Annotated in this window: 17 protein-coding genes; 7 read left to right on the forward strand and 10 right to left on the reverse strand. The window is 41.8% G+C overall.

Annotated elements, in window-relative coordinates:
- Nucleotides 1–156 precede the first annotated feature (156 nt).
- On the forward strand, nucleotides 157–1494 hold the full coding sequence (locus SD427_RS02530; protein WP_320559743.1) for a dihydroorotase: 1338 nt from the start codon (nucleotides 157–159) through the stop codon (nucleotides 1492–1494).
- 125 nt (nucleotides 1495–1619) lie between these two features.
- On the opposite strand, the gene SD427_RS02535 is transcribed toward SD427_RS02530, so the two are convergent.
- Complete coding sequence (locus SD427_RS02535) at nucleotides 1620–2222, reverse strand: FMN-dependent NADH-azoreductase (protein ID WP_320559744.1); 603 nt, start codon at nucleotides 2220–2222, stop codon at nucleotides 1620–1622.
- Between the two features lie 111 nt (nucleotides 2223–2333).
- Here SD427_RS02535 and SD427_RS02540 point away from each other — a divergent pair, with 111 nt between their 5' ends.
- Complete coding sequence (locus SD427_RS02540; protein WP_320559745.1) at nucleotides 2334–2720, forward strand: helix-turn-helix domain-containing protein; 387 nt, start codon at nucleotides 2334–2336, stop codon at nucleotides 2718–2720.
- An 11-nt stretch (nucleotides 2721–2731) separates the two neighbouring features.
- Here SD427_RS02540 and SD427_RS02545 read toward each other — a convergent pair whose 3' ends face one another.
- From SD427_RS02545 to SD427_RS02565, 5 genes are all read right to left on the reverse strand, one after another.
- Nucleotides 2732–3643 carry an AraC family transcriptional regulator gene (locus SD427_RS02545; protein WP_320559746.1) on the reverse strand — a complete coding sequence of 304 codons (912 nt, stop codon included), beginning with the start codon at nucleotides 3641–3643 and terminating at the stop codon, nucleotides 2732–2734.
- A 43-nt stretch (nucleotides 3644–3686) separates the two neighbouring features.
- On the reverse strand, nucleotides 3687–4586 hold the full coding sequence (locus tag SD427_RS02550; RefSeq protein WP_320559747.1) for an SDR family oxidoreductase: 900 nt from the start codon (nucleotides 4584–4586) through the stop codon (nucleotides 3687–3689).
- A gap of 100 nt (nucleotides 4587–4686) precedes the next feature.
- Complete coding sequence (locus SD427_RS02555) at nucleotides 4687–5580, reverse strand: helix-turn-helix transcriptional regulator (RefSeq protein WP_320559748.1); 894 nt, start codon at nucleotides 5578–5580, stop codon at nucleotides 4687–4689.
- Nucleotides 5581–5767: 187 nt separating this feature from the next.
- A complete protein-coding gene (locus SD427_RS02560) occupies nucleotides 5768–6769 on the reverse strand; it encodes an aldo/keto reductase (RefSeq protein WP_320559749.1) in 1002 nt (333 codons plus the stop codon).
- Nucleotides 6770–6899: 130 nt separating this feature from the next.
- Nucleotides 6900–9194 carry a GH92 family glycosyl hydrolase gene (locus tag SD427_RS02565; protein WP_320559750.1) on the reverse strand — a complete coding sequence of 765 codons (2295 nt, stop codon included), beginning with the start codon at nucleotides 9192–9194 and terminating at the stop codon, nucleotides 6900–6902.
- Between the two features lie 191 nt (nucleotides 9195–9385).
- Here SD427_RS02565 and SD427_RS02570 point away from each other — a divergent pair, with 191 nt between their 5' ends.
- The 3 genes from SD427_RS02570 (at nucleotide 9386) to SD427_RS02580 (ending at nucleotide 13699) form a co-directional block, all read left to right on the forward strand.
- The gene (locus SD427_RS02570) at nucleotides 9386–10267 is read left to right on the forward strand and encodes an SDR family oxidoreductase (protein ID WP_320559751.1); all 882 of its coding nucleotides are present in this window, start codon (nucleotides 9386–9388) and stop codon (nucleotides 10265–10267) included.
- Nucleotides 10268–10515: 248 nt separating this feature from the next.
- A complete protein-coding gene (locus SD427_RS02575) occupies nucleotides 10516–12714 on the forward strand; it encodes a M1 family metallopeptidase (protein WP_320559752.1) in 2199 nt (732 codons plus the stop codon).
- 148 nt (nucleotides 12715–12862) lie between these two features.
- Entirely contained in the window at nucleotides 12863–13699 is an 837-nt protein-coding gene (locus SD427_RS02580; RefSeq protein ID WP_320559753.1) for an endonuclease/exonuclease/phosphatase family protein, read from the forward strand.
- Here SD427_RS02580 and SD427_RS02585 read toward each other — a convergent pair.
- Together SD427_RS02585 and SD427_RS02590 are read right to left on the reverse strand one after the other, a co-directional pair.
- A complete protein-coding gene (locus SD427_RS02585; protein ID WP_320559754.1) occupies nucleotides 13696–14382 on the reverse strand; it encodes a response regulator transcription factor in 687 nt (228 codons plus the stop codon). The two genes, SD427_RS02580 and SD427_RS02585, sit on opposite strands and share 4 nt — an antisense overlap.
- Nucleotides 14372–15694 (reverse strand): HAMP domain-containing sensor histidine kinase, encoded by a 1323-nt coding sequence (locus tag SD427_RS02590; protein WP_320559755.1) that lies wholly within the window; start codon nucleotides 15692–15694, stop codon nucleotides 14372–14374. The genes SD427_RS02585 and SD427_RS02590 overlap by 11 nt, the downstream gene beginning before the upstream one ends.
- 146 nt (nucleotides 15695–15840) lie before the next feature.
- On the opposite strand from SD427_RS02590, the gene SD427_RS02595 reads away from it, so the two are divergent.
- Both SD427_RS02595 and SD427_RS02600 read left to right on the forward strand, forming a co-directional pair.
- Entirely contained in the window at nucleotides 15841–18213 is a 2373-nt protein-coding gene (locus tag SD427_RS02595) for an outer membrane beta-barrel family protein (RefSeq protein WP_320559756.1), read from the forward strand.
- 91 nt (nucleotides 18214–18304) lie between these two features.
- Nucleotides 18305–20167, forward strand: coding sequence for a M1 family metallopeptidase (locus tag SD427_RS02600; RefSeq protein WP_320559757.1), 1863 nt, complete (start codon nucleotides 18305–18307; stop codon nucleotides 20165–20167).
- A gap of 266 nt (nucleotides 20168–20433) precedes the next feature.
- Here the strand turns inward: SD427_RS02600 and SD427_RS02605 are convergent, their stop codons facing one another.
- A complete protein-coding gene (locus tag SD427_RS02605) occupies nucleotides 20434–21429 on the reverse strand; it encodes a zinc metalloprotease (RefSeq protein ID WP_320559758.1) in 996 nt (331 codons plus the stop codon).
- A gap of 296 nt (nucleotides 21430–21725) precedes the next feature.
- A complete protein-coding gene (gene clpB, locus SD427_RS02610; RefSeq protein ID WP_320559759.1) occupies nucleotides 21726–24320 on the reverse strand; it encodes an ATP-dependent chaperone ClpB in 2595 nt (864 codons plus the stop codon).
- Between the last annotated feature and the right edge of the window lie 349 nt (nucleotides 24321–24669).

Genomic DNA, 24669 nt, shown 5'->3' on the forward strand with positions numbered 1-24669 from the left:
ATTTTTGATTGCCGGCACTAAAATTCGTTCATAAACCTTAATTTTGCTTTTACTAAGGCCGGATATGAGAGTTGGGAATTAGGGATTGCCTGCAACTCATAATTCATAACTTAAAACTGGCTTCTGGTATTTAACCTCTAATTTCTAAAAAAGCAAATGAAGACCTTAATCAAGAACGTAAAAATCGTTAACGAAGGACAAATCTCTGAAGGCGACGTGCTCATTGAAAATGATCTGATTTCTAAAATAAGCGTTTCTATCCCGGAAGAAGCAGATCGGGTAATTGACGGTTCAGGAAAATATCTTTTGCCTGGCGTTATTGATGACCAGGTACATTTCCGCGAGCCGGGCCTGACCCATAAAGGCGATATTGAAACAGAATCCCGGGCTGCTGTTGCCGGCGGAATTACCAGCTTTATCGATCAGCCGAATACCGTTCCGAATGCGGTAACACAGGAGCTGTTAGCGGATAAATACGAAACTGCTTCCCGAAAAGCATATGCCAATTATGGTTTCATGATGGGCGGAACCAATAACAACCTGGAAGAGGTGCTGAAAACGAATCCGCGGAATGTTCCCGGCATCAAGCTGTTCCTGGGTTCTTCCACGGGAAACATGCTGGTAGATAATCCTGAAACGCTTGAAAATATTTTCAGCCATACCAAGATGCTGATTGCGGTTCACTGTGAAGACGAAGCGACGATTAAAGCCAATACCCAGAAATATATGGATGAATACGGTGAAGACATTCCTGTAAAATTCCACCACCTGATCAGGAGTGAAGAGGCCTGTTACAAATCCTCTTCAAAAGCGGTTGAACTGGCGGAAAAAACCGGGGCCCGGCTTCATGTTTTCCATTTGTCAACAGCAAAAGAAATGGAGCTTTTCAGAAACGATATTCCTTTAAAAGATAAAAAAATCACGGCAGAAGTCTGTGTCCACCATCTTACTTTTACCAATGAAGACTATGAAACGAAAGGCGGCCTGATTAAATGGAATCCTGCAGTGAAGACACAGGAAGATAAAGACGGGCTTTGGGAAGCGCTGCTGGATGACCGGATTGACGTAATAGCAACGGATCATGCGCCTCACACATGGGAGGAGAAACAGAATGTGTACACCAAGTGCCCTTCAGGTGCGCCGCTGGTTCAGCATGCTCTGGTGGTAATGCTGGAAAACTATAAAAACGGTAAAATTTCTTTAGAGAAAATCGTTGAAAAGATGTGCCACAACCCGGCTATTCTTTTCAGGATTGAGAAAAGAGGCTTTGTGAGGGAAGGATATAAGGCAGATCTGGTTCTGACGGACCTCGATGCAAGCTGGACGGTTAACAAGGAAAATATCCTTTACAAATGCGGATGGAGCCCGCTGGAAGGAACGGAATTCCATTCTAAAGTTACCCATACTTTTGTCAACGGGAACCTCGTATATGATAACGGGAAAATCAATGAGCAAAAATCCGGGGAACGGCTGCTCTTTGAAACTGAAGCATAATTGAAAGGCTGCAAATACAATTGCAGCCTTTAATTTTAAATCTCCGGCAGATTACGGAAATAGATATCTGTAGAAAATCTGCTTAATCTGCCGGAGATCACTCCATCAATTCACTCATTTATGATTTAATCAATCATGATATTTTCAATTGCTTTTTCTAAAGCGTTTTCCATAATTCCCGGAATTGACAGGCCTTCTGCACGAAACACGTTCACATCGGTTACTCCGTAAAAGCCAAAAACATTCCTGACATAAGGCACATTGGCATCATAACTTTGGTAAGGACCTTCAGAGTAAATATTCCCTGAGGTAAAAGCAACGTATAATTTTTTATTTTCCAGCAGGCCTTTCGGTCCGTTTTCCTCATACCGGAAGGTATATCCGGCCCTTGAAGTATGGTCAAAATACGATCTGAGCGTTGAAGGGATTGAAAAATTGTACATGGGAGAATCCACTACAATAATATCAGCTTCCTGCAGTTCGGAAATCAGGCTTTCAGAATACTGGTTAATGGCTTCCTGCTCAGGACTGCGGTTTTCTGCCGGCGTAAAAAATGAGTTGATGTGTACCTCTTCCAGAAAAGGAGCCGGATTTTTTGTCAGGTCACGCTCTTTTATGCTGCTGCCAGGGTATTTTGCCAGGATTTCCTCTATCACGGCATTTCCTAATTTTCTGCTTGCCGACACTTCCGTCCTCGGACTTGAAATAATGTGAAGTATACTTTTCATGTTCTTAAAAATTAAATTTCTTCTACAAAATTATGTACATTTGCTAATGAAAAGTTAGCAGTAAACAAAAGGTTAGCAGTAACCTTTCAGTTAGTGATTAATAGGAAATTTATGGAAAACGCTGTTATATCAGAAGAGTCTATGCATGGCGGAAGATGTTCGGAAAATCTTTCTTCCGTAGAAGATGCCCTGTATGTTATCGGCGGCAAATGGAAACTTAAAATTATCATTGTACTGCAGGAACACGGCAGCATCCGTTTCAATGAACTGCAGAGAACCATTACCGGGATTTCGGCAAGGGTGCTTTCCAATGAATTAAAGGACCTTGAACTTAACGGTTTTGTCAAAAGAATTGTTCATGCCGAACAGACGCCTGTTATCGTAGAATATGTTTCCACAGATTACAGCAGGACCCTGAAAAATACGATTACGGCACTTTCTGAATGGGGCAGGACCCACAAGCAGAATATCAGGGAAGATGTATTTGATAAGCCGTAGGTTTCCGGCTGTCAGTTGAAAGACTTCCTGAATTCCAAAGGTGAAATCTCAGTTTTCGCTTTAAACAATTTGCTGAAAGACTGAGAATGTTCAAACCCTAATTCATAAGCAATCTCACTTACGGAAAGCTCAGTTGTTGACAGCTTTTCTTTGGCTTTCTCAATGAGTTTTTCGTGGATAATTTGCTGTGTAGTTTTTCCGGTCAGTGTTTTCAACAGATTCCGCATATATGGCGGAGACATCTTTAATTCATCCGAAAGAAACTGTACGCTCGGCAAGCCTTTTTCCTTAAAATCGTCTCTTTCAAAATAATCATTAAGCAAAACTTCTAATTTTTCTAAAACCTGGTGATGCGTTTTGTGACGGGTGATAAACTGGCGCTGATAAAACCGTTCGGAATAATTCAGAAGTGTTTCCAGCTGGGAGATAATGATATTCTGGCTAAACGCATCAATGTTTGATTGATATTCTTCTTTAATATTTTCAATGATCTGCAGGACCTTTATTTCTTCGTCTCCGGATAAAAACAAAGCTTCATGCACAGAATAATCAAAAAATTCATATTTTCTGATGGCGCCTGCCATTGCCGTATTCCATAGAAAGTCCGGATGAACCATCAGCATCCATCCGGATGGGTTTTTACCTTTTTCTTCTCTTGTAATGCTCAGGACCTGATGCGGTGCCATACAGAACATTACGCCTTCATCAAAATCATAATCTTTCTGCCCGTATCTGTATTGGTGGCCCATGTCTCTTTTCACAGCAATCATATAAAAGTCAAAGATCAAATTCTGCCTGCCGGGTTCCGTCTGTTCCATATCATCGAAACTGATCACGCTGATCAGCGGATGCTTTGGTTTTGGCAAACCCCGTAAAGTGTGGAATTGGGAAACGGTTTTAATTCTTATCGGCGTGTCAGACATCGGTTGAATATTTAATGAAATTTAATGAATATAAAGGTACAGATTATTGGGGTCCAGTGAAATAAGCATCACTTTTCAAATCTTCCATCAAAGTCTGATGTTGCGGTTTCCAGCCTAAAACTGATTTTGTTTCTTCGCTCGAAGTCAGGTTGTTAAGTTTTGAAAAATGCGCAAACCATCCGAAATGTTCTGCCGCTTCATCATTGGTAAGGGAAACAAGGGGAACCTGTAATCTGTCTGAGATATAGGCTGCAATATCTTTAAACGGAATTCCCTGCTCTCCAACGGCATGGTACCTTGTTCCGCTTTCAAAAGGCTTTTCCAAAGCCAGCCGATACAGTTTTGCAGCATCCGATTTGTGAACTGCCGGCCATAAATTATGACCGCCATTGACTACGGCAGATCTGCCTTTTTCTTTTGCAATTCTTATCAATGTCGGAACAAAGCCAATAACATCACCTTTCCCGTGAACTGAAGGAGATAATCTTACAACAGCTACTTTCACCCCTTTTCCGGCTACCGCATCAGCGGCGTTTTCTGTTGCAATTCTGGGATGTGGGTTTACCGAACGGTCTGTTTCTGTTGTAAGCCCGTCTTTGGAAAAAAGTGCAGTCCCGGAAGTGATTAGAAAAGGTTTATCGGTTCCCTGTAAAGCTTCGCCAATGGCTTTTATCACTTGTCCGTCAAGTTTACACATTTCTTCAAATCGGGTAAAATCGTGGACAAATCCCAAATGGATCACTGCATCTGAAGCGGCGGCTCCGGATTTTAAGCTTTCAAAATCATTTAAATCTCCCCGGTGCGCCCTAGCTCCGGCTGCCATCAGTTTATGTGCTGATTCTTCCGAACGGGCCAATCCCAAAACCTCGTGTCCGTTGGCTAATAATTCCTGTACTACGGCAGTTCCTACAAAACCTGTAGCGCCTGTAACAAATACTTTCATTGTATATCTGATTTTTATAATGCAAAGTTGGGGTTTCGCTTCGTCACTCTTGTAGCCGAAAAGTATTTTCCTGTAGCCGAAAGGTATCGGACTGTGCAGTTTAATTAAAAGACTGCCTGAATTCCAGAGGTGATCTGTTGGTTTTCTTTTTAAAAAGGGTACTGAAGGACTGCGAATGTTCAAATCCCAGCTGGTAGGCAATCTCACTCACGGATAGTTCTGTGGTCGAAAGTTTTTCTTTGGCCTTGCTGATGAGCTTTTCGTGGATGTGCTGTTGTGTATTCTGCCCGGTATGCACCCGTAACAGGTCGCTGAGGTAATTCGGTGAAAGGTTCATGGCTTCGGCAATATGATGAACGGTCAACAGCCCTTTCTCCAAAGAATCCCTGTCAAAATAGTCATTCAGGAACTTCTCAAATTTTATCAGCAACTGATGGTTATTGTTTTTTCTGGTGATGAACTGCCTCTCGTAAAAACGGTTGGAATACTGCAGGAGCAATTCGATCTGGGATAAGATGATCTCCTGGGTATGCGGATCAATATGCTGGCATTCTTTATCGATTTTAAAAAGGATTTCGATCAGGTTGTGTTCTTCGTCTTCAGACAGATGCAAAGCTTCATTTACGGCATACGAGAAAAACCCGAAACCCGAGATGGTGTTTGCCAGAGGGTGCTTCAGCAAAAAATCTTCATGAAAGACCAACAAATATCCGGAACCGCATTCCATATTCTGCAAATCCAAATACTGGACCTGATTGGGGGCTGTAAAACTCAGAACTCCCTTATCGTAATCGTAGTGCTGCTGCCCGTATTTTATTTTTCCTGTTGCATTTCTTTTTAAGGCAACGCAGTAAAACCTGTTGACAAAGCCTTTCCAGGTATCATCCTCAAGGAAAATGCTTTCAGAGAGGTCGATAACACTTACCATGGGATGCTTCGGCTCAGGAAGCGAAAGCAATTTATGAAATGCGGAAATAGATGGAATGGTATTCATAATTTTAAACTATTAAATAAATTTTTGGGCGCCTTTTTCCGTCTTCCGCTCCCAATCTTTTGTTCGTCGTTCCTTCTCACAAAAGGATTTCCGCTCAAGTCGGGGCGCGATCGTATTCCGCCATAAAACCTAACAGGTTTTCAAAAACCTGTTAGGTTTAGTTATTCTCACCAATTAAAGTTACACATTAATAATCTAAAAGCCCCATACTGAATTCATCATAAGGCGCACCGGTATCTGTTCCTAAAGGTACGATACTTTCGAGTCTTGAAAGATCAGATTCGCTTAAAATAATGTTGCCGGCTTCAATATTCTGTTCAACATAAGTTCTGCGCTTGGTTCCCGGAATCGGTAAAATCCCTTTGCTGATGATCCAGGCCAGTGCCAGTTGCGACGGCGTAACATTCTTTTCTTTCGCAAGGCTTTCAATGGCCTGCACCAGCTCAAGATTTTTATGGAAATGCTGTTCCTGAAAACGGGGGATGCCTCTGCGGAAATCATTTTCCGGCAAATCATCAACAGAACGGATCTGCCCGGACAAAAACCCCCGCCCCAGCGGCGAGTATGCCACAAAACCGATTCCTGATTCATTTAAAGTTTTCAGAACCCCTTTTTCTTCCACAGTCCGTTCAAACAAAGAAAATTCACTTTGCACCGCCGTAATGGGGTGAACAGCGTGGGCTCTTTTTACAGTTTCTGATGATACTTCAGACAAACCGATATAGCCAACTTTTCCTTCCTTTACCAGTTCGGCCATTGCCCCTACCGTTTCTTCAATCGGGATATTTTTGTCCAGCCGGTGCATGTAATAAAGGTCGATGTAATCTGTTTTGAGGTTTTTCAGGGAACGTTCAACTGCTTTTCTGATATAATTCCTGCTTCCGTTGATGGCCCAGGTTACTTTATTTTGATCATCGATTTCCCAGCCGAATTTTGTGGCGATGATGTACTTTTCCCGATCTTTTCCCATAGCTTTTGCGATAAGCTGCTCATTTTTGAACGGGCCGTACAGATCGGCCGTGTCCAGGAAATTACCGCCAAGCTCCAAAGAGCGGTGAATGGTGGCAATGGCTTCCTGTTCATCTGCTTTGCCATACATATGGCTGTCCTCAAAGCCGGTCATCCCCATACATCCCAAACCGATATTCGGGACAGTTAATCCCTGGCTTCCTAATTTTACTGTGTCCATATTATTGATATTAATTTAATAACACAAAGTTGGGCAGAAATCAGGAACCGGATGTTTGCAAAACGACGGATGTTGTATGTAAATTACTGATCCTTGTTTTGAAATTTAAAATTGAGTTTTCTGCATGGGGTTATTTCTTCGGTCGATGGCTCATATAAAAACTCAGTTTTCCGCCATTCATCATTTCTGAATGTTTCAATATAAAGTTTTTAATTTCTTTACCGTTGAGAAGAATTTTTTCAACGTATACATTCTTTTGACTTTGATTGATCGCTTCAATCTCAAACTTTTTTCCGTTTTCTAAATTTAACACAGCATGGTCAATTGCCGGGCTTCCGATTGCATAATCTTCCGAGCCCGGAGCAACGGGATAAAAACCAAGCGAGCTCAAAATATACCAGGCACTCATTTGTCCGGCGTCGTCATTACCGCCCAGTCCGTCGGGAGTTGCTTTATACTGCATCTCTAAAATTCTTCTGACCTGTGCCTGGGTTTTCCATGGCTGTCCCGCCCAATTGTAAAAATAAGCAACATGATGTGCCGGTTCATTCCCGTGAACATAGCCTCCGATGATGCCTTCTCTCGTAATGTCTTCCGTATCTGCAAAAAATTCATCCGGTAAATGCATGGTAAACAGTTCATCCAGTTTTGAAGCAAATTTTTTCTTTCCGCCCATCATTTTCATCAGTTCATCCGGATTTTGGGGAACGAAGAAGCTGTAGTTCCAGGAATTTCCTTCAATAAAGCCCTGACCGTGCGTGCTTAGTGCATTGAAATCTTTTTTGAAGCTTCCGTCTGCCAAACGCGGGCGCATAAATCCGGATGTTTTATCAAAATTGTTTTTCCAGTTTTCAGAACGTTTGATAAATTGATTATAAATCTCTGTTTCATCCAAATGTTTTGCCAACTGTGCAATGGCCCAGTCATCATAAGCATATTCCAGTGTATTGGATACCGATGTCCCATTCTTCTCTGCAGGGATATAGCCCAGATCCATATAATACCCGATGCCTTCGTAGTCTCGTTTGCTGGCGGTTTCAGCACAGGCTTTCAGGGCTTCCTTTGTGTCGCCGGTATAATTTCCTTTAATAATCGCATCTGCAACCACACTCACGCTGTGGTATCCGCTCATGCACCAGTTATCATTGGCATAATGCGACCAGATTGGCAGCATTTTCATGGAAAACTGATTGTAGTGAGCCATCATCGATTTCACCATATCATTATTTCTCTTCGGCTGGATAATATTGAAGAACGGGTGGAGCGCACGGTAAGTGTCCCAGATGGAGAACGTGGTATAATTGGTGAAATCTTCCGCTTTATGAATATTTTGGTCTAATCCTTTATATTCTCCGTTAACGTCAGTATAAGTGGTTGGATTAATAAAAGTATGGTACATCGCGGTATAAAAGTTTGTTTTTTCGGTTTCAGAACCTGTAATGACAATTTTATTCAGTTCTTTATTCCATTCTTCCTGTGCTTTTGTTTTAACCTGATCAAAAGATAATCCCCCGGTTTCCTGCTCCAGGTTTTCCAGTGCATTGGCCTGGCTCACAGGAGAAATAGCCAGCTTGAGTTCAATTGCTTCATTTTCATCCGTGTCAAAATCAAAATACATTTTCAGGTTTTTTCCGGCGATTTCCGGGAAGTTTTTGGTCTGGTCGAATTTTCTCCAGAATCCGTTGTACACTTGTTTTCCGTCATAGCTTTTCTGTCCGTACGATTTAAACGGCTTTGAAAATTTCATGGCAAAATAAACCGTTCTTGTCCTTGCCCAGCCGTTGGTCTGCCGGTAGCCTGTTACGGTATTTCCGTTTTCGACCCGTACATAGGTCCAGATGTTTTTGCCGTCATAATTATAAATCCCTGCCATCAGATCCAGGATGATATGTGCCTGGTCAGACTTCGGAAAAGTATAACGGTGAAACCCGACCCTTGTAGAAGCTGTCAGTTCAGCTAAAATATTATGGTCTTCAAGCTTTACCTTATAATATCCGGCTTCTGCTTTTTCATTTTGATGGGAAAATTTGCTTCTGTAGCCGTTTTCAGGATGTAAAGCCGTTCCGGGGTTCAACTGCAATTTCCCTACAGTCGGCATTACGAGAAAATCCCCTAAATCAGAATGCCCTGTCCCGCTGAAATGCGTCGAGCTGAATCCTGCAATTGTTCTATCTTCATACCAGTACCCGGCACAGTATTTATACACTTCACCATTATATTTACCGTTCAGTGCATACGAAACAGTATCGGTTTCAGGGCTCAGCTGTACGGCACCAAAAGGCACGGTAGCACCAGGGTAGGTGTGCCCCATTTTTTCGGTTCCGATTAAAGGGTTGACATACTGATAAAGCTTTTCAAACTGCTGTGCCTGGTATCCGCTGAATAATAAAAGAAAAAGAAATGCATAAGTTCCGGACCTTTCCATAAATGATCATTTTTTTCGGGTTTTAAATTTAATTAAATTTAAAATGCCTTTCCATTTTATTTGGTTTTAGTTTCGGCGGCGGCTTTGCCGCCGCCGAAACTAAACATTTACAAAGTTCTTGTTATTTTCCGCATATTATTTATAGCTTGCCGAACCGCTGAAAACCTTAAATTTACTCAAACAATAAAAATATGAATCTGTATACACAGCCGATGTTGCGTGAAGATGCACTCAAAGATAAAGTAGCCATCGTAACGGGAGGCGGAAGCGGTTTGGGGAAAGCCATGACCAAATATTTCCTTGAATTGGGAGCGAAAGTAGTAATTACCTCCAGAAATCTGGAAAAATTACAGGGAACTGCAAAGGAACTGGAAGAACAGACCGGCGGAAAAGTGCTCTGCGTAGCCTGTGACGTGAGAAACTGGAATGAGGTGGAAGCAATGAAAGAAGCGGCCCTGAAAGAGTTCGGGAAAATTGATATCCTTCTGAATAATGCTGCAGGAAATTTTATTTCCCCGACGGAACGGCTTACCCACTCTGCTTTTGATTCTATTCTGGATATTGTACTGAAAGGAACTAAAAACTGTACACTTTCCATCGGTAAACACTGGATCGATTCAAAAACACCGGGAACCGTTTTAAATATCGTTACCACGTATGCCTGGACCGGTTCTGCTTATGTGGTTCCGTCAGCCTGCGCCAAGGCGGGGGTTTTGGCCATGACGAGGTCTCTGGCCGTTGAATGGGGGAAATACAACATCCGTTTTAATGCCATCGCTCCGGGGCCTTTTCCTACGAAAGGAGCGTGGGACCGCTTGCTTCCGGGAGATATGAAAGACCAGTTTGACCTGGCTAAGAAAAACCCGCTTAAAAGAGTAGGGGAACATCAGGAGCTGGCCAATCTTGCCGCCTATCTTGTTTCAGATTTCTCATCTTTCGTTAACGGTGAAGTAGTGACCATTGACGGCGGGGAATGGCTACAGGGCGCCGGAGAGTTTAATATGCTGGAAGATATTCCGCAGGAAATGTGGGATGCGCTGGAAGCCATGATTAAAGCAAAGAAATCCAACTGATCAGGAACTGCTTAATGTATTTCAAAAATAATCTCTTGCACATGATGATGATGATGATGATCAGATTCTTATATGCCTTTAAATCTGCTGAATATGAAAACCAGTAATGATGCATTAAAATGAGCTTTACAATCTTTATAAAGCTTCCGATACTGAATTCAAGCAGCTTTGCCGTAAGAAGTAAGCTGCCGGAATGTAACAATTCCGGCAGTTTGCTTTACTAATTAACCAAATAAAATAATAATACAATGAATTTTAAATTTCCAATCCTTGCTTCCGCTGTAGCCGTTATGCTCTTTTCGCACACGGCACATGCCCAGGAAGCGCCAAAATATGATTATGTAGAGGCTTTCAAGCCGTTTTTCTATACGCAGACCGGTACACCGACAAGATCTGCAAGCGGACAGCCGGGGTATGCATACTGGCAGAATTCTGCAGACTATAATCTGAATGTCAGCCTGAATGAAGCCAAAAATGAAATTACCGGAACAGCAGAAATTACGTATACCAACAACAGTACGGATAAATTAGGATTCCTGTGGCTGCAGCTGGATCAGAACTTATTCAAAAAAGATTCAAGAGGAAATGCGGTAGTCCCGATGTCCGGGAGCCGTAACGGGTCCCATGGGGAAGAATTTGAAGGAGGCTATACCATAAAGTCGGTAAAGCTTGACGGTAAAGATGTGAAATATACCATCACGGACACCAGGATGCAGATTGACCTTGCTGAAGGGCTGAAAGCACAGGGAGGTGTGGCAAAAATTAAAATTGAATACGCTTTCCTGTCCCCGAAATACGGATCAGACAGGATGGGGATAGAAGATACGAAAAATGGAAAGGTCTTTACCATAGCGCAATGGTATCCCAGGATGTGTGTGTATGACGACGTACTGGGCTGGAATACGATGCCGTATCTGGGAGCCTCTGAGTTTTATCTGGAATACGGAAATATCACAGCCAATATTACAGTACCGGCCAGCCATTATGTAGTGGCTTCCGGGGAACTCCTGAATGCAAAAGAAGTTTATTCCAAAGAAGAGAACAACAGGTGGGAACAGGCAAGGAACAGCGATAAGACCGTAATGATCCGTTCTGAATCTGACCTGGGTAAAAACCAGCAGACAGGCATGAAAACCTGGAAATTCAAGATCACGCAGGCCAGGGATTTCGCCTGGGCATCTTCACCGGCCTTTATACTGGATGCGGCAAGGATCAACCTTCCGAGCGGGAAAAAATCACTGGCCGTTTCTGCATATCCTGTAGAAAGCGCCGGGGAAAAAGCATGGGGAAGATCAACGGAATACACAAAAGCAGCCATCGAGCATTATTCGGATAAATGGTATGAATATACGTATCCTGCTGCCACTAACGTTGCCGGGAACGAAGGCGGGATGGAATATCCGGGCATCGTTTTCTGCCACATGAATTCTAAAGGCGGCGATCTCTGGGGCGTTACCGATCATGAATTCGGGCATAACTGGTTCCCGATGATCGTAGGTTCCAATGAAAGGATGTTTGCCTGGATGGATGAAGGGTTCAACACTTTCATCAATGAACTTTCAACGAAAGCCTTTAATAAGGGAGAATATTACGAAAAGAAAAATGTAGCCCAGATGGGAGCATTCCTGATGAATGACAGCTTTGAGCCGATTATGGTAGGCCCGGACAACATGAAGGAAAACAACATCGGGATTCTGGCTTATTACAAACCGGGGATGGGACTGGGCATCTTGCGGGAATCTATCCTGGGGCCTGAAAAATTTGACAAAGCATTCAAGACCTATATTCAACGCTGGGCTTTCAAGCATCCGACGCCGTGGGATTTCTTCCACACTATGGAAAACGTTTCCGGCGAAGAGCTGAACTGGTTCTGGAGAGGCTGGTTCATCAACAAATGGAAAATAGACCAGGCCGTGAAAAATGTGAAATACGTGAACGGGGATTTTAAAAACGGAGCGCAGGTGACCGTTGAAAATATCGGGCAGCTGCCGATGCCGGCAACCGTTCAGGTGAAATTTAAAGACGGGACACAGCAGATCGTTAAAATACCTGTTGAGGTCTGGAAAAGAAATACGGAGTGGACGTTTAAAGTGAATTCTGCCAAAGAAATAGAGCAGGTTAAGCTTGATCCGGATTCCAGGATCCCTGACATGAACGCCCAGAACAACAGCTGGTCTTCAGCAGATGCCAAACCTGTGGAGAAAATCAATGTTAAAGATTTTACGGGAACCTACGGCAGTAAAGACCTCCCTCTGAAAATTACGTTTAAGGAAAAGGACAGCCAGCTTTTTGCCCAGGCAACGGGTCAGAAGGAATTTCCTCTTGAGTATACAGGGAATAATACGTTTACCTTTGACCAGGCCCAAATCTCAATGATTTTCAGCCCGGACAAAAAAACAATTACTTTTACGCAGGCAGGACGGGAATTCAAGTTTACCAGGGAATAAGTTTCCTTAATGCAAATATATACATACAGGGCTCCGGATATTTTCCGGAGTTTTTTATTGGTTTAATTAACAATAAACACCGGATTCATAACGGTTCTCTGATGGAGATATCTTATTTTTGCTTTTTTGATACTTAAAATAAGAGCGTATGAATTTCAGGTTTTCCATTGTTTTTTTAATGCTTTCCGCATTAGGTTTTTCACAGGATCTTAAAGTAATGAGCTTCAACATCAGGCTGAATGTAGATTCCGATAAAGAGAATTCATGGACGAACAGGAAACAGGATGTTGAGGATCTCCTCACTTATTATCATCCTGATTATTTCGGCGTGCAGGAAGCGCTTCCCGGGCAGATGAAAGATCTTAAAATCGGATTGAAAAATTACGATTACATTGGGGTCGGCAGAGATGACGGGAAAGAAAAAGGGGAGTTTTCAGCGATATTTTATGATACCGGGAGGCTGCAGACGGTAAAATCGGGAACGTTCTGGCTTTCGGAGACTCCGGAAAAACCTTCCAGAGGATGGGATGCGGCTTTGAACAGGATCTGTACCTATGCTGTTTTCAGAGATAAAAAATCAAAAAAAGAATTCATGGCTTTGAACCTTCATTTTGACCATATCGGGAATATCGCAAGGGTAAAGTCTTCAGAATTGATTTTAAAGAAGATCAAGGAAATCAATCCCGGAAATTTACCGGTTACCGTAAGCGGGGATTTTAACCTGACGGAAGATTCGGAGCCGATTAAAATCATGTCGCAGCACCTTCAGGATTCTTTTTACCATTCAGAAACGAAACATTACGGGCCTAAAGGGACATTTACAGGATTCAATATCAATGAAGTCCCCAAAGACCGGATCGATTATATTTTTGTAAAAGGATTCAAAATCAGATCCCACCGCCACATCAATGACAGGAGAGAGAACCTGCTGTATCCTTCAGATCATTTCCCGGTACTGGCAGAACTGAGCTTCCTGAAAAATTAGTGGGCAGGGAAATCAATCTCAAAGCCGATCCCCCTCAGGGACTGAATTTTTATTTCAGGGTCATGGATAAAATATTTCCGCAGCCTGCTGATGAATACATCAAGGCTCCTGCCTGTAAAATAATCACTGGTCTGCCAGAGATTGTCTAAAATGTCATCCCGTTTTATGGTCTTGCGGTTGTTTTTCAGCAGGTAAAGAAGAAGCTGCTGCTCCCGGATGGTAAGCCTTGTATCCGCCTGTTGGTGAGAAAGCAGCAGCTTTTCGGTGTCAAGCGTATATTCGCCGATTTTTATCAGTGTTTCTGCGGGTAAAGGCAGCACTCTTTTAAGGATATTCCTGATCCTCAGAATTAGTTCCTCGGGATCACAGGGTTTGGAAATATAATCGTCAGCCCCCAGCTTCAGCCCGGTAAGCCGGTCTATTTTCTGGTTTTTAGCAGTTAAAAAAAGCAGCGGAAAACCCGGTTTTTCTTTTAGAATCATTTTGGCTAAAGAAAAACCGTCGATATTCGGCATCATAATGTCTAAAATACCGATGTGAAAAGAAAAGTCTGAAGGTAAAACCGCTACGATATCTTCCGGATTCTGAAACCAGGTTACCTCAAAATCTTCCAGTTCCATATATTGTTTTAAAATCATTCCGAAATCGGAATCATCTTCAGCTAACAGGATTTTAGTTTTCATAAGGAAGGTGTATTTTAAAAGTTGTTCCCTTTTTCAGGGTACTGTTGACATCAATTTTCCCTTTGTACTTTTTAATGATATTGTGTACGAAATACAGCCCCAGCCCCAGCCCCTTCGTATTGTGGATGTTATTCGCCTGTATTCTGTAGAATTTTTCAAAAATGCTTTTCATTTCATTTTTAGGGATTCCCTCTCCGTTATCAGCTACGGTTATTTCCAGATGTTTTTCAAGATCCGTAATGTTGATGTCGATTTCGGAGGCTCCGTATTTCACGCTGTTTTCACAGAGGTTTTTAATCACAGTTTCCATCAGGATTTTATCAAAAGGAAGTTCTTTTACCACATTGCTTTGAAGCCTGAATGTATTCCCGGAATAGGTAAACGCTAAATCCTGAATGAAAAACTTCCAGTCCTCAGGCCGGATTTTACCCTCATTTTCTTCATGTTCTTCCTGGTGCAGCTGTTGGAGCAGGTTTTCCAGGCGGATAATTTGCCTGTCCATAAGAGGAAGAGTGGTTTCATGATTTATGTTCTTCTTCAGGGCTTTGGAAGCTATTTTTAAAGTGGCAATCGGTGTCTTGAATTCATGGGAGATGTTATCAACAATGGTATGCAGCACCTCAATCTGTTTCTGCTGCTTTATCAGGTTCTTAATGGTGAAAATATAAAGGCTCAGCACACTGGCAAGCAGGGTTATGCAGCAGAGAAAAAGTAATGTCAGTTCCTTAAAAACGACATTTTTGATGTTTAAAATTTCGTATCCGGTAATGCTCCTGACTGAAAAGCTGTTGTTTCTGGTTATTTTTTTATCATCTGCATCGGTAGATTTTGAAATGGTTTCCCAGGATCCGGTATTGGCAATCCCGGCATTTTTAACCTTCTTCTCCGTTTCATAAATGACGATAGGCTTACTGATGAGATTGGTTTTCGTGGGGTTAAAAACAATCGATGAATACTCGATTTTTACAGCTACCTGATAGCCTTCCTCTTTAAACTGTTTGTCTACAAATTTGCTGAATTCCTTTTCGGTAGCCTTCCTGTTCTTGTCAAAAAGATCCAGGAACTCATCCCGGGTGATTTTTCTGTCTTTAAAGCGGACTAAAATTGCCTGTATGGAATCATCCGGCGACTTTCTCATAGCTCCTTTATCTTCTAAACGGTCCGTATAATCTGTAAGCCTTTTATGCACGGTCCGGTAGATCTCACGCTCCTTCACTTGATATGTCTTATACATAAAATATCCCTGGATCCCTATCAGAAGCAGGAATAAAGCGGTAAAAAGAGCAATAAGGTTTTTACTTTTAGAAATCATTGAAACAAAGATAAAGCTTTCATCTTTTGCCCGGAAGCCGTTAACCCTTCATTAACCTTCCATTAACCCAGATTCTCTTTGCCAATGCAGACTTTTGTAACGGAGGAAAAGTATTGCTCCGTTTTTCAAATGTTAAAAAAATAAGTATGTATAAATTTTTCATTTTATTGTTCTTTCCGGTACTGCTGTTTTCCCAGAAGCACACCATACAGGGTACGGTTACCGATGGTCAGAATCAGAAGCTTCCTTTGGTTTCGGTAGAAATTTACGGTTCGCAGAATGCTTTAATAAAGACTTTAACAACAGATCAGAACGGATTTTTCATATTGGAAAATATCGATGATAAGTCGGTAAAGCTAGTTATTAAAGATCTGGAGTATGCCCGGGCTGAAAAAACGCTCAATCTGGAAGCTGAAAACGGACCTTTGCAGATTGTTCTGAAAAAAGAGGTGCAGGACATTCAGGAAGTCGTAATGACCAGGCAGAAACCTTTGGTAAAAAGAAAGATAGACCGGCTGGAATTTAACGTGGAAAACAGTAATATTTCTTCACTCAATGCCTGGGAGATTATTAAAAAAACACCCGGGGTTACTGCAGGAAACGATGTCTTAGCTATCAAGGGAAGCCAGAGTATTCTGGTGACCATCAATGATAAAAGAGTGATGCTGACCGGGGATGAACTGAAAAACTTATTGGAAAATACCCAGGGCGATGAAGTGAAATCCGTTGAGGTGATTACCAACCCGCCCGCAAAATATGAAGCATCCGGAAGTGCAGTCCTCAATATCGTGATGAAGAAAAACAAGATTGAAGGGTACCGCGGAACCATTACCTCAAAATACATACAGAGCCAATATGCAAAAGGGTTGGCCGGAATTTCGCAGTATTATAAGAAGAACAGGCTTTCGGTCATGGCAGGTTATTATTTCGGGAGCGGTACATATTACCGTGAAGGTACAGATTATGTAAACTATGCCGAAGACCGGACGCGATGGATCAGCACCATGAACAGGAAAGACCGGAACAAAAGCCAGAATACCCTGAATTTCAATCTGGAATATGAAATCGACAGCCTTACGAACGTGAGCCTGAATTATTCAGGGTTTTTCAGTCCTAACTCTTTTGGAACCTATAATGTCCCGACTCTGATTTACAATGATCAGAATGTGGCGGAATCCAGTTATACCACCATTAATGACCACCATTCCCGGATCATCAATAATTCCGTAAGTTTTCAGGCAGACCGGAAGCTGAGTGCTAAAAGCAAACTCACATGGACGAATTATTTTGCAGGGAATAATGCCCGGAAATATCAGAATGTACTGACGTATCTTGATTTTGTCAACCAGGCTCCCACAGAGAATAATTTTATAACCAACAATAAAAGTGATGTGCAGCTCTATTCCACACAGGCAGATTACCAGTGGAAAAACGAAAAATGGGAACTGGAATCCGGAGGGAAGTACAGTTTCGTGACAACCGGCAGCCAGCTTGATTTTTCTGATAACGAAAACGGCGGGCTGCAGTACAGAGCAGATAAAAGCAATATTTTTAATTATAAAGAGCATAATTTCGCACTGTATTCTTCACTGGCGTACAATCCCGGAAAGTGGAATTTCAAAGCCGGGCTGCGGGCTGAGAAAACCGATCTGGAAGGTGTTGTCTCGGAGCCTTTTGAAATCAACAAAAACAATTACTGGAAATTGTTTCCCACGTTTTATGCCCAGTATACTACAGAAAACAATCACCAGTTCGGGCTTTCCTATGGGAAGCGCATCAGCCGTCCGTCTTATTCATGGCTCAATCCGGCAAAGTCTTATTATAACCTTTTTTCTTATTTCCAGGGAGACCCGAAACTTAAGGCTACCATCATCCATAACCTTAATTTTACTTACACCTGGAAAGAGTATAACCTTGATTTCTATTACCGGAAAGAGATCTTCCCTTCGATGGAAATCTCTTATCAGGACCCAAGTGTCAATAATCTGATTTATTATTATACGAATATTGAAAAAGGGCAGGCCTATGGGGTAAGCCTGTACAAAAATTTCCAGTTTAAGCCGTGGTGGAGTTTTAGCTTCTCCGAAAATCTCGAACACAATGAAAATTATTTTATCGGGATTGACCGTCTTCTGTATAAAAATAAAGTCTGGAATTGGGTTTCTGATATTTCCACCAGTTTTACACTTGATAAAAAAAGTGAATGGAAACTCGAGCTGGGCCACCGGTACAATTCGCCTTCTATCCAGGGAACGTTCAGGATTTCAGGCTCTTCATCTGCCTATCTGGTGATGAATAAAAAGTTTTTCAGCAACAAAATGGAAGCAAGCTTTATTTTTAATGATATTTTCAGGACATCCGGAGAAAAGGTAAGTACCAAATATGCCAACCAGGATAACTATTTTATTGATTACCGCGATACGCAAAGCGTTACCCTCTCTTTAAAATTCAACTTCGGAAACCAATCGGTGAAGGATGCTAAATCCATTAAGAAAGCAGACGAGCAGGGAAGGATGTAATATTGAATTTTCTTCATCATATTGAGACTTAACATAATGATTTTTCTGCAACATTTTGCTTAATTTTGTAATAAGGTATTAAAAATTTTACATGAAAAAACTTTTCTTTGGATTGGTCATGTCGGCTTCATTACAGGTTTCCGCCCAGGAACTGTATATGCCTAGAAATATTAAAAAAGCATACGAAAACGGTACGCGTGACCTTTCGGGTGCTCCCGGTAAAAATTACTGGCAGAATAAAGGGGTGTATAATGTTGAAGTAAAGGTAGATGCTGCTTCAAAAACAGTTTCGGGAAAAGAAACCATTGTATACAGCAATAACAGTCCGGACGATCTTAATGAACTGGCCATACGCTTCGTCAACAATCTGCATAAACCCCAGGCCCCGAGATCCGGCGTGGTGTCGAAAGATTTTTTATCATCAGGCCTTCAAATCAAATCATTCATGGTCAATGGTGAAAAATACGCAGTAAATACAGATGACTGGGGAACTGTAGAAAAGGTAAAGCTTAGTAAGGCTTTGAAATCCAGGACGAAAGCGGAAATCAAAATAGAGTGGGAGTATCCTTTATCCGTACAAAGCGGCAGGGAAGGGCAGATTGATCCCGAAACTTTTTATGTGGCCTATTCTTTTCCCAGGGTTTCCGTTTATGACGATTACAACGGCTGGGACCTGCTTCCTCATTCAGACAGGCAGGAGTTTTATAATGATTTTAATGATTACAGCTTCGCCATTACAGCGTCGAAGAACTATGTGGTCTGGGCAACGGGAGATTTCCTGAACCCTGATGCCGTGCTTCAGCCTGAATATCTGAAAAGATACAAAGCTTCGTTAAAAAGCGATAAAATCATTCATGTAGCTTCCGAACAGGAAATGAAATCCGGAAAAGTAACCAAGACGAACAAATGGAATACCTGGAAATTCAGAGCCGGAAATATTACCGATTTTTGCTTTGCCCTGAGCAGCCATTATGCCTGGGATGCTTCAAGTGTCCAGCTTAAAACAAAAAGAGCCAGCGTTCAGGCTGCATATAAAGCCGGAGCGAAAGACTTTGAACATTATACGGAATGGATGCGCTATAACCTGGACTGGTTTTCAAAAAACTGGCCGGGCGTTGAATATCCGTACAATGTAATGACCGCAGTTCAGGGGTATGCAGATATGGAATACCCGATGATGATTAACGATACCAGTATCCCGGATGATTTCCAGGATGCAAGGCTTACCGCAGACCATGAAATTGCACATACCTATTTCCCTTTCTACATGGGAATCAATGAAACAAGGTATGCTTTTATGGATGAAGGATGGGCGACCACACTGGAATACCTTATCGGGATTGATGAAAACGGTGAGGCAAAGGCAAAGGAATTTTATAAAAATTTCAGGGTAAAAAGATGGATCAGCGATCCTTCTGCAGAACAGGACCAGCCGATCATCACGATGAGCACGCAGGTAAGCGGTGCAGGGTACGGAAACAATTCTTATGTGAAATCTTCCCTGTCTTATCTGGCCTTGAAAGATTATCTGGGAGATGGCCTTTTTAAAAAGGCACTGCACCATTATATGAACAACTGGAACGGGAAGCATCCGGTTCCGTGGGATTATTTCAATTCAATGAACACAGGCTCGGGTAAAAACCTCAACTGGTTCTTCAATAACTGGTTTTATACGAATTATTATATTGACCTGAAAATTTCAGATACCTCACAGGTAAACGATCTTCTGACGGTGTATGTTGATAACGTAGGAGGTTTTGCCATTCCTTTCGACGCTGAAATAGGTTATGAGGACGGAACGGCTGAAAAACTGCATTTTTCACCATCGGTATGGGAAAAAGACCAGAAAAAAACCATGCTGACCATTCCGGTTACGAAAAAAGCGAAGTCCGTACATCTTGACGGTGGTATTTTTATGGATTACACGCCTGCTGATAACAGTAAAATATGGTAGAACTTAAAAACTTTTTCAGTAATGAAAAAGTTTTTCTCTTTTAAGAATCTGCGAAACCGTTTTTAAGGGCAAAAACGGCAAGCCCGACCCTGGTTTTCAGTTCCAGTTTTTCGCAAAGCTGGTCAAGGTAGCTTTCTGCAGTTCTTGGATGCAGCACATTTTTTCTGCAATTTCCTCAGTAAGCAGGCAAGTTAAAAGCCGCAACAAACGTTGCGGCTTTTAACTTATATAGAATTATAAGATTAAATTTAAAAACTGATTTAGTTTTATAATATCCTCAGTCCTGATCTTGCACCTGAAGAGGCTACTACAGACTGCATCCTTGTTTTCTGTCCCGCAGAGAACATAAACATGGCAGCATCATCTACATAATCCATATAATTCATGAACATAACGGATCGCTGTACGCCGCTGCAGGTATTGTACAGCGGATAGCTTGGTTTCCCATAGTTGGCAGCAGTCTGTGTAGGCGTGTCTGATACCAGGTCGTTTCCACAGTTGGCATCTCCCCAGATGTGTCTCAGGTTCAGGTAATGGCCTACTTCATGGGTAGCCGTCCTTCCCTGGTTGAAAGGAGACGAAGCACCTGTTTTCCCGAAATAGGAAGCCGCGATCACCACGCCGTCATTCCATAAGCCTGAAGATTCCGGGAATGTGGCATAGCCCAGGATCTGTCCCATGTTTCCGACAATCCAGATATTCAGGTAATTGGACGGACTGGTCGCATCAATTCCCCCGCTGGAAGCTTTTTTCATCGCATCATTGGTACTCCAGCTGGTTTTTGTAGTCGCTTTTCTCACGGTATTTGCCAGCCTGAACCTCACCTTTACGTCTCCGGCTTTTATGCTCTGGAATGCAGCAGGTATTTTAGAGGCATCGGTGTTGGTTCCGCCATAATCGGCATTTAAAACGGCAATCTGTTCTGCGATCCGCGAATCAGAAAGATTTTCTGTAGAAGTCCTGTACAAGACATTCACTACTACCGGGATTTCTACAGTACCGTCAGCTAATACTTTTCCTAGCTTAAAGTCATTTTCAAATTTTTCAGTTTTAGATTCAAGTTCCGAATATTTTTGTCTGAGCTCAGAACTGTTCTGCAGGGCAGCCTTCCTGATTTCTTCAGAAGCACAGCCTCGCTGTAAAGCAGTACCTCCCGCCGTAGCAGCCAGGTTATCAGGTTCTCCATTTGAGTTTGCAATAGTATCACTGTTGCAGGCGGATAGGAAGCTCAACATAAGAACTCCATACATTAGTTTCTTCATAAATATATATTTTGTTACGATGATGAAATTAAATAATCCGGAACTAATACACAAGTATTTCACATATTTGTTGAGTTATTTTATTATTCAATGAATAATAATTATACATTTTTAATATATATGTGATACTAAAACAGCTTTTTATCTTAATTATTTATTGTAAAAATTGATATTGTTTGATAAGGAACTTTAGAGATAATGTAGGGCTTCGCATGAAATTCCGTATGAAAAATAAATGCCGCAGACTTTTATCTGCGGCACTTATTACAAAAATAATATATATATGAAAAAACTATTTACAGTTCTGCAGGCCGGAAAACCAGACCCGTCTCCTCAAAATAATCCAGGGTGATCCTGTCGCCGTCGTTAACGGTTCCTGCCAGAATCTCTTTTGATAATTTATTGAGGACTTCCTGCTGTATCACTCTTTTCAAAGGCCTTGCCCCGAAAGCCGGATCGTAGCCTTTATTGGTTAAATAATTTAGAGCATCCTGGGTGGCCGTCATAATAATATTCCGTTTTGCAAGCATATCGTTGAACCCTCTCAGCTGGTACGTTACGATTTTTCCGATTTCTTTTTTCCTCAAAGGCTGGAACAGCACAATCTCATCAATCCTGTTCAGGAATTCCGGGCGCAGGGTCTGTTTCAGCAGGTCAAAAACCTCATCTTTTGTTTTGCCAACAATCTCGTCCTGGTTTTCATCGGTAATATTTTCAAAATTTTCCTGAATTAAGTGCGAACCTAAATTCGAAGTCATGATGATAATCGAGTTCTTGAAATTCACAACCCTTCCTTTATTATCTGTCAGACGCCCGTCATCCAGAACCTGTAACAGCGTATTGAAAACATCAGGATGCGCCTTTTCGATTTCGTCCAAAAGCACGACTGAATAAGGTCTTCTTCTCACCGCTTCCGTCAGCTGTCCGCCTTCATCGTAACCTACATATCCCGGAGGCGCACCGACTAATCTTGAAACCGAATGGCGTTCCTGGTATTCGCTCATATCAATCCTCGTCATGTTGTTTTCGTCGTCGAATAAAAATTCAGCCAGCGCTTTTGCCAGCTCGGTTTTACCGACTCCGGTTGTTCCCAGGAAAAGGAATGACCCGATGGGTTTTTTCTCATCGCTTAATCCCGCCCTGTTCCTTCTGATTGCATCTGCTACCGCCTGGATGGCTTCGTCCTGTCCTACAACCCGGTGATGGATTTCATTTTCCAGGTGCAATAATTTTTCTCTTTCGGACTGCAGCAGTTTGGTAACAGGAATTCCTGTCCATTTTCCGATAACCTCGGAGATATTATCTGCGGTTACTTCCTCTTTAATCAGTTCATTCTGATGGTTCTGCATCTCCAGTTCCAGTTTCTGCAGGGCATCCTCCTTTTCTTTTATTTTTCCATACTGGATTTCCGCAACTTTTGCATAATCTCCTGCTCTTGATGCTTTTTCAGCTTCCAATTTCAGGGATTCGATGTCTTTTTTTATCTGGGTTAAATCTTCAGATTTCTGCTTTTCCTTCAGCCATTTGGCATTGATTTCATTTCTCTGTTCGGAAATTTTTGAAATATCTTCTTTTAAATGCTCAATTTTTGTCTGGTTCCCCTCTCTTGAAATGGCAGCCAGTTCAATTTCCATCTGCATCAGTTTCCTGTCAAGAACATCCAGCTCTTCAGGTTTTGAATTGATTTCCATTCTCAGTTTGGCGGAAGCTTCATCAATCAGGTCAATGGCTTTGTCCGGTAAGAAACGGTCTGAAATATACCGTTGGGACATTTCCACTGCTGCGATAATCGCTTCGTCTTTGATTCTTACTTTATGATGGGCTTCATATTTATCTTTGATTCCGCGAAGAATGGAGATTGCAGATTCCGTATCAGGTTCCTCCACCATTACTTTCTGGAAACGTCTTTCTAAAGCTTTGTCTTTTTCAAAATATTTTTGATATTCATTTAAAGTCGTGGCACCGATGGCTCTTAATTCACCTCTTGCCAGGGCAGGCTTCAGGATATTGGCTGCATCCATTGCCCCTTCGCCGCCGCCGGCTCCCACCAGCGTGTGGATCTCATCGATGAAAAGAATGATCTGCCCGTTGGATTTGGTAACTTCATTGATTACGGATTTCAAACGCTCTTCAAATTCACCTTTGTATTTCGCGCCGGCAATCAGGGCTCCCATATCCAGTGAATACAAGGTTTTATCCATCAGGTTTTCAGGAATGTCTCCGGAAATAATTCTGTGGGCAATCCCTTCAGCAATGGCCGTTTTACCGACTCCCGGTTCACCAATCAGGATCGGGTTGTTTTTTGTCCTTCTTGAAAGGATCTGCAGTACTCTCCTGATTTCTTCGTCACGGCCGATAACCGGATCCAATTTTCCTTCCGCCGCTAATTCATTGAAGTTTTTAGCATATTTATTTAAGGACTGATAGGTTTCTTCCGAACTTGCAGAAGTTGCTTTGCTCCCTTTTCTCAATTCTTTAATTCCGCCTTCCAGAAGACTTTTGGTAACGCCCATATCTTTCAGCATTTTAGAAACTTCAGAATTTGTTTCTAACAGTGAAAGCCACAAATGTTCTATGGTCACAAACTCATCGCCCATCTTTTTAGCAATGTTGGGTGCATCAAGCAGTACTTTGTTCGCCGACTGTGAAAGGTAAATGTTGCCTCCCTGTACTTTTGGAAGTTTTTCTAAATTTTCACGGTTGCGTTCCCTTACCAAAGCAGCGTCTGCTTCAGATTTTTTTAATAAAAAAGGCGATATATTTTCATCCACCTGAAAGATGCCTTCCAGAAGATGTTGGGGTTCTATACTCTGATTGCCAAACTCCATAGCGACCTGCTGTGCGGCCTGGATGGCTTCCTGTGATTTTACAGTATATTGGTTTAGGTTCATATTATTTATATTTTTTTGATTCTTTACTTAGTTCAGTTTTAGATTTCAGACATCAGATTTCAGATTCCATGGTTCAGATACATGTTAATATCCAACTCCTGTTTTCTAATTTCTGATGCCCTAATCCTATTTAATCATTTAATTCTGATTTCTTTACCGCAAAAAGTATTCAATTGTTGAATTTTTAAAAAATAAAGACAAAATTTCCGAAATATGCATTTTTGTTTAAAGTTAGCTTGACAAAATTTCCGGATCTTAAGAATTCTTTTCAAAATAGAGTAAGAATCGTCAGACTGTTTTATATGATAATATAAATATTCCTTATGGATAGAAAAGCAGAAAGTTCATA

It is taken from the genome of Chryseobacterium sp. JJR-5R, from assembly GCF_034047335.1.
Lineage (GTDB): Bacteria > Bacteroidota > Bacteroidia > Flavobacteriales > Weeksellaceae > Chryseobacterium.

Excerpts from the sequence above, each read along its gene's own strand:
- SD427_RS02530 (WP_320559743.1), top strand. The coding sequence starts at position 157 with ATGAAGACCTTAATCAAGAACGTAAAAATCGTTAACGAAGGACAAATC.
- SD427_RS02535 (WP_320559744.1), bottom strand. The coding sequence starts at position 2,222 with ATGAAAAGTATACTTCACATTATTTCAAGTCCGAGGACGGAAGTGTCG.
- SD427_RS02540 (WP_320559745.1), top strand. The coding sequence starts at position 2,334 with ATGGAAAACGCTGTTATATCAGAAGAGTCTATGCATGGCGGAAGATGT.
- SD427_RS02545 (WP_320559746.1), bottom strand. The coding sequence starts at position 3,643 with ATGTCTGACACGCCGATAAGAATTAAAACCGTTTCCCAATTCCACACT.
- SD427_RS02550 (WP_320559747.1), bottom strand. The coding sequence starts at position 4,586 with ATGAAAGTATTTGTTACAGGCGCTACAGGTTTTGTAGGAACTGCCGTA.
- SD427_RS02555 (WP_320559748.1), bottom strand. The coding sequence starts at position 5,580 with ATGAATACCATTCCATCTATTTCCGCATTTCATAAATTGCTTTCGCTT.
- SD427_RS02560 (WP_320559749.1), bottom strand. The coding sequence starts at position 6,769 with ATGGACACAGTAAAATTAGGAAGCCAGGGATTAACTGTCCCGAATATC.
- SD427_RS02565 (WP_320559750.1), bottom strand. The coding sequence starts at position 9,194 with ATGGAAAGGTCCGGAACTTATGCATTTCTTTTTCTTTTATTATTCAGC.
- SD427_RS02570 (WP_320559751.1), top strand. The coding sequence starts at position 9,386 with ATGAATCTGTATACACAGCCGATGTTGCGTGAAGATGCACTCAAAGAT.
- SD427_RS02575 (WP_320559752.1), top strand. The coding sequence starts at position 10,516 with ATGAATTTTAAATTTCCAATCCTTGCTTCCGCTGTAGCCGTTATGCTC.
- SD427_RS02580 (WP_320559753.1), top strand. The coding sequence starts at position 12,863 with ATGAATTTCAGGTTTTCCATTGTTTTTTTAATGCTTTCCGCATTAGGT.
- SD427_RS02585 (WP_320559754.1), bottom strand. The coding sequence starts at position 14,382 with ATGAAAACTAAAATCCTGTTAGCTGAAGATGATTCCGATTTCGGAATG.
- SD427_RS02590 (WP_320559755.1), bottom strand. The coding sequence starts at position 15,694 with ATGATTTCTAAAAGTAAAAACCTTATTGCTCTTTTTACCGCTTTATTC.
- SD427_RS02595 (WP_320559756.1), top strand. The coding sequence starts at position 15,841 with ATGTATAAATTTTTCATTTTATTGTTCTTTCCGGTACTGCTGTTTTCC.
- SD427_RS02600 (WP_320559757.1), top strand. The coding sequence starts at position 18,305 with ATGAAAAAACTTTTCTTTGGATTGGTCATGTCGGCTTCATTACAGGTT.
- SD427_RS02605 (WP_320559758.1), bottom strand. The coding sequence starts at position 21,429 with ATGAAGAAACTAATGTATGGAGTTCTTATGTTGAGCTTCCTATCCGCC.
- clpB (WP_320559759.1), bottom strand. The coding sequence starts at position 24,320 with ATGAACCTAAACCAATATACTGTAAAATCACAGGAAGCCATCCAGGCC.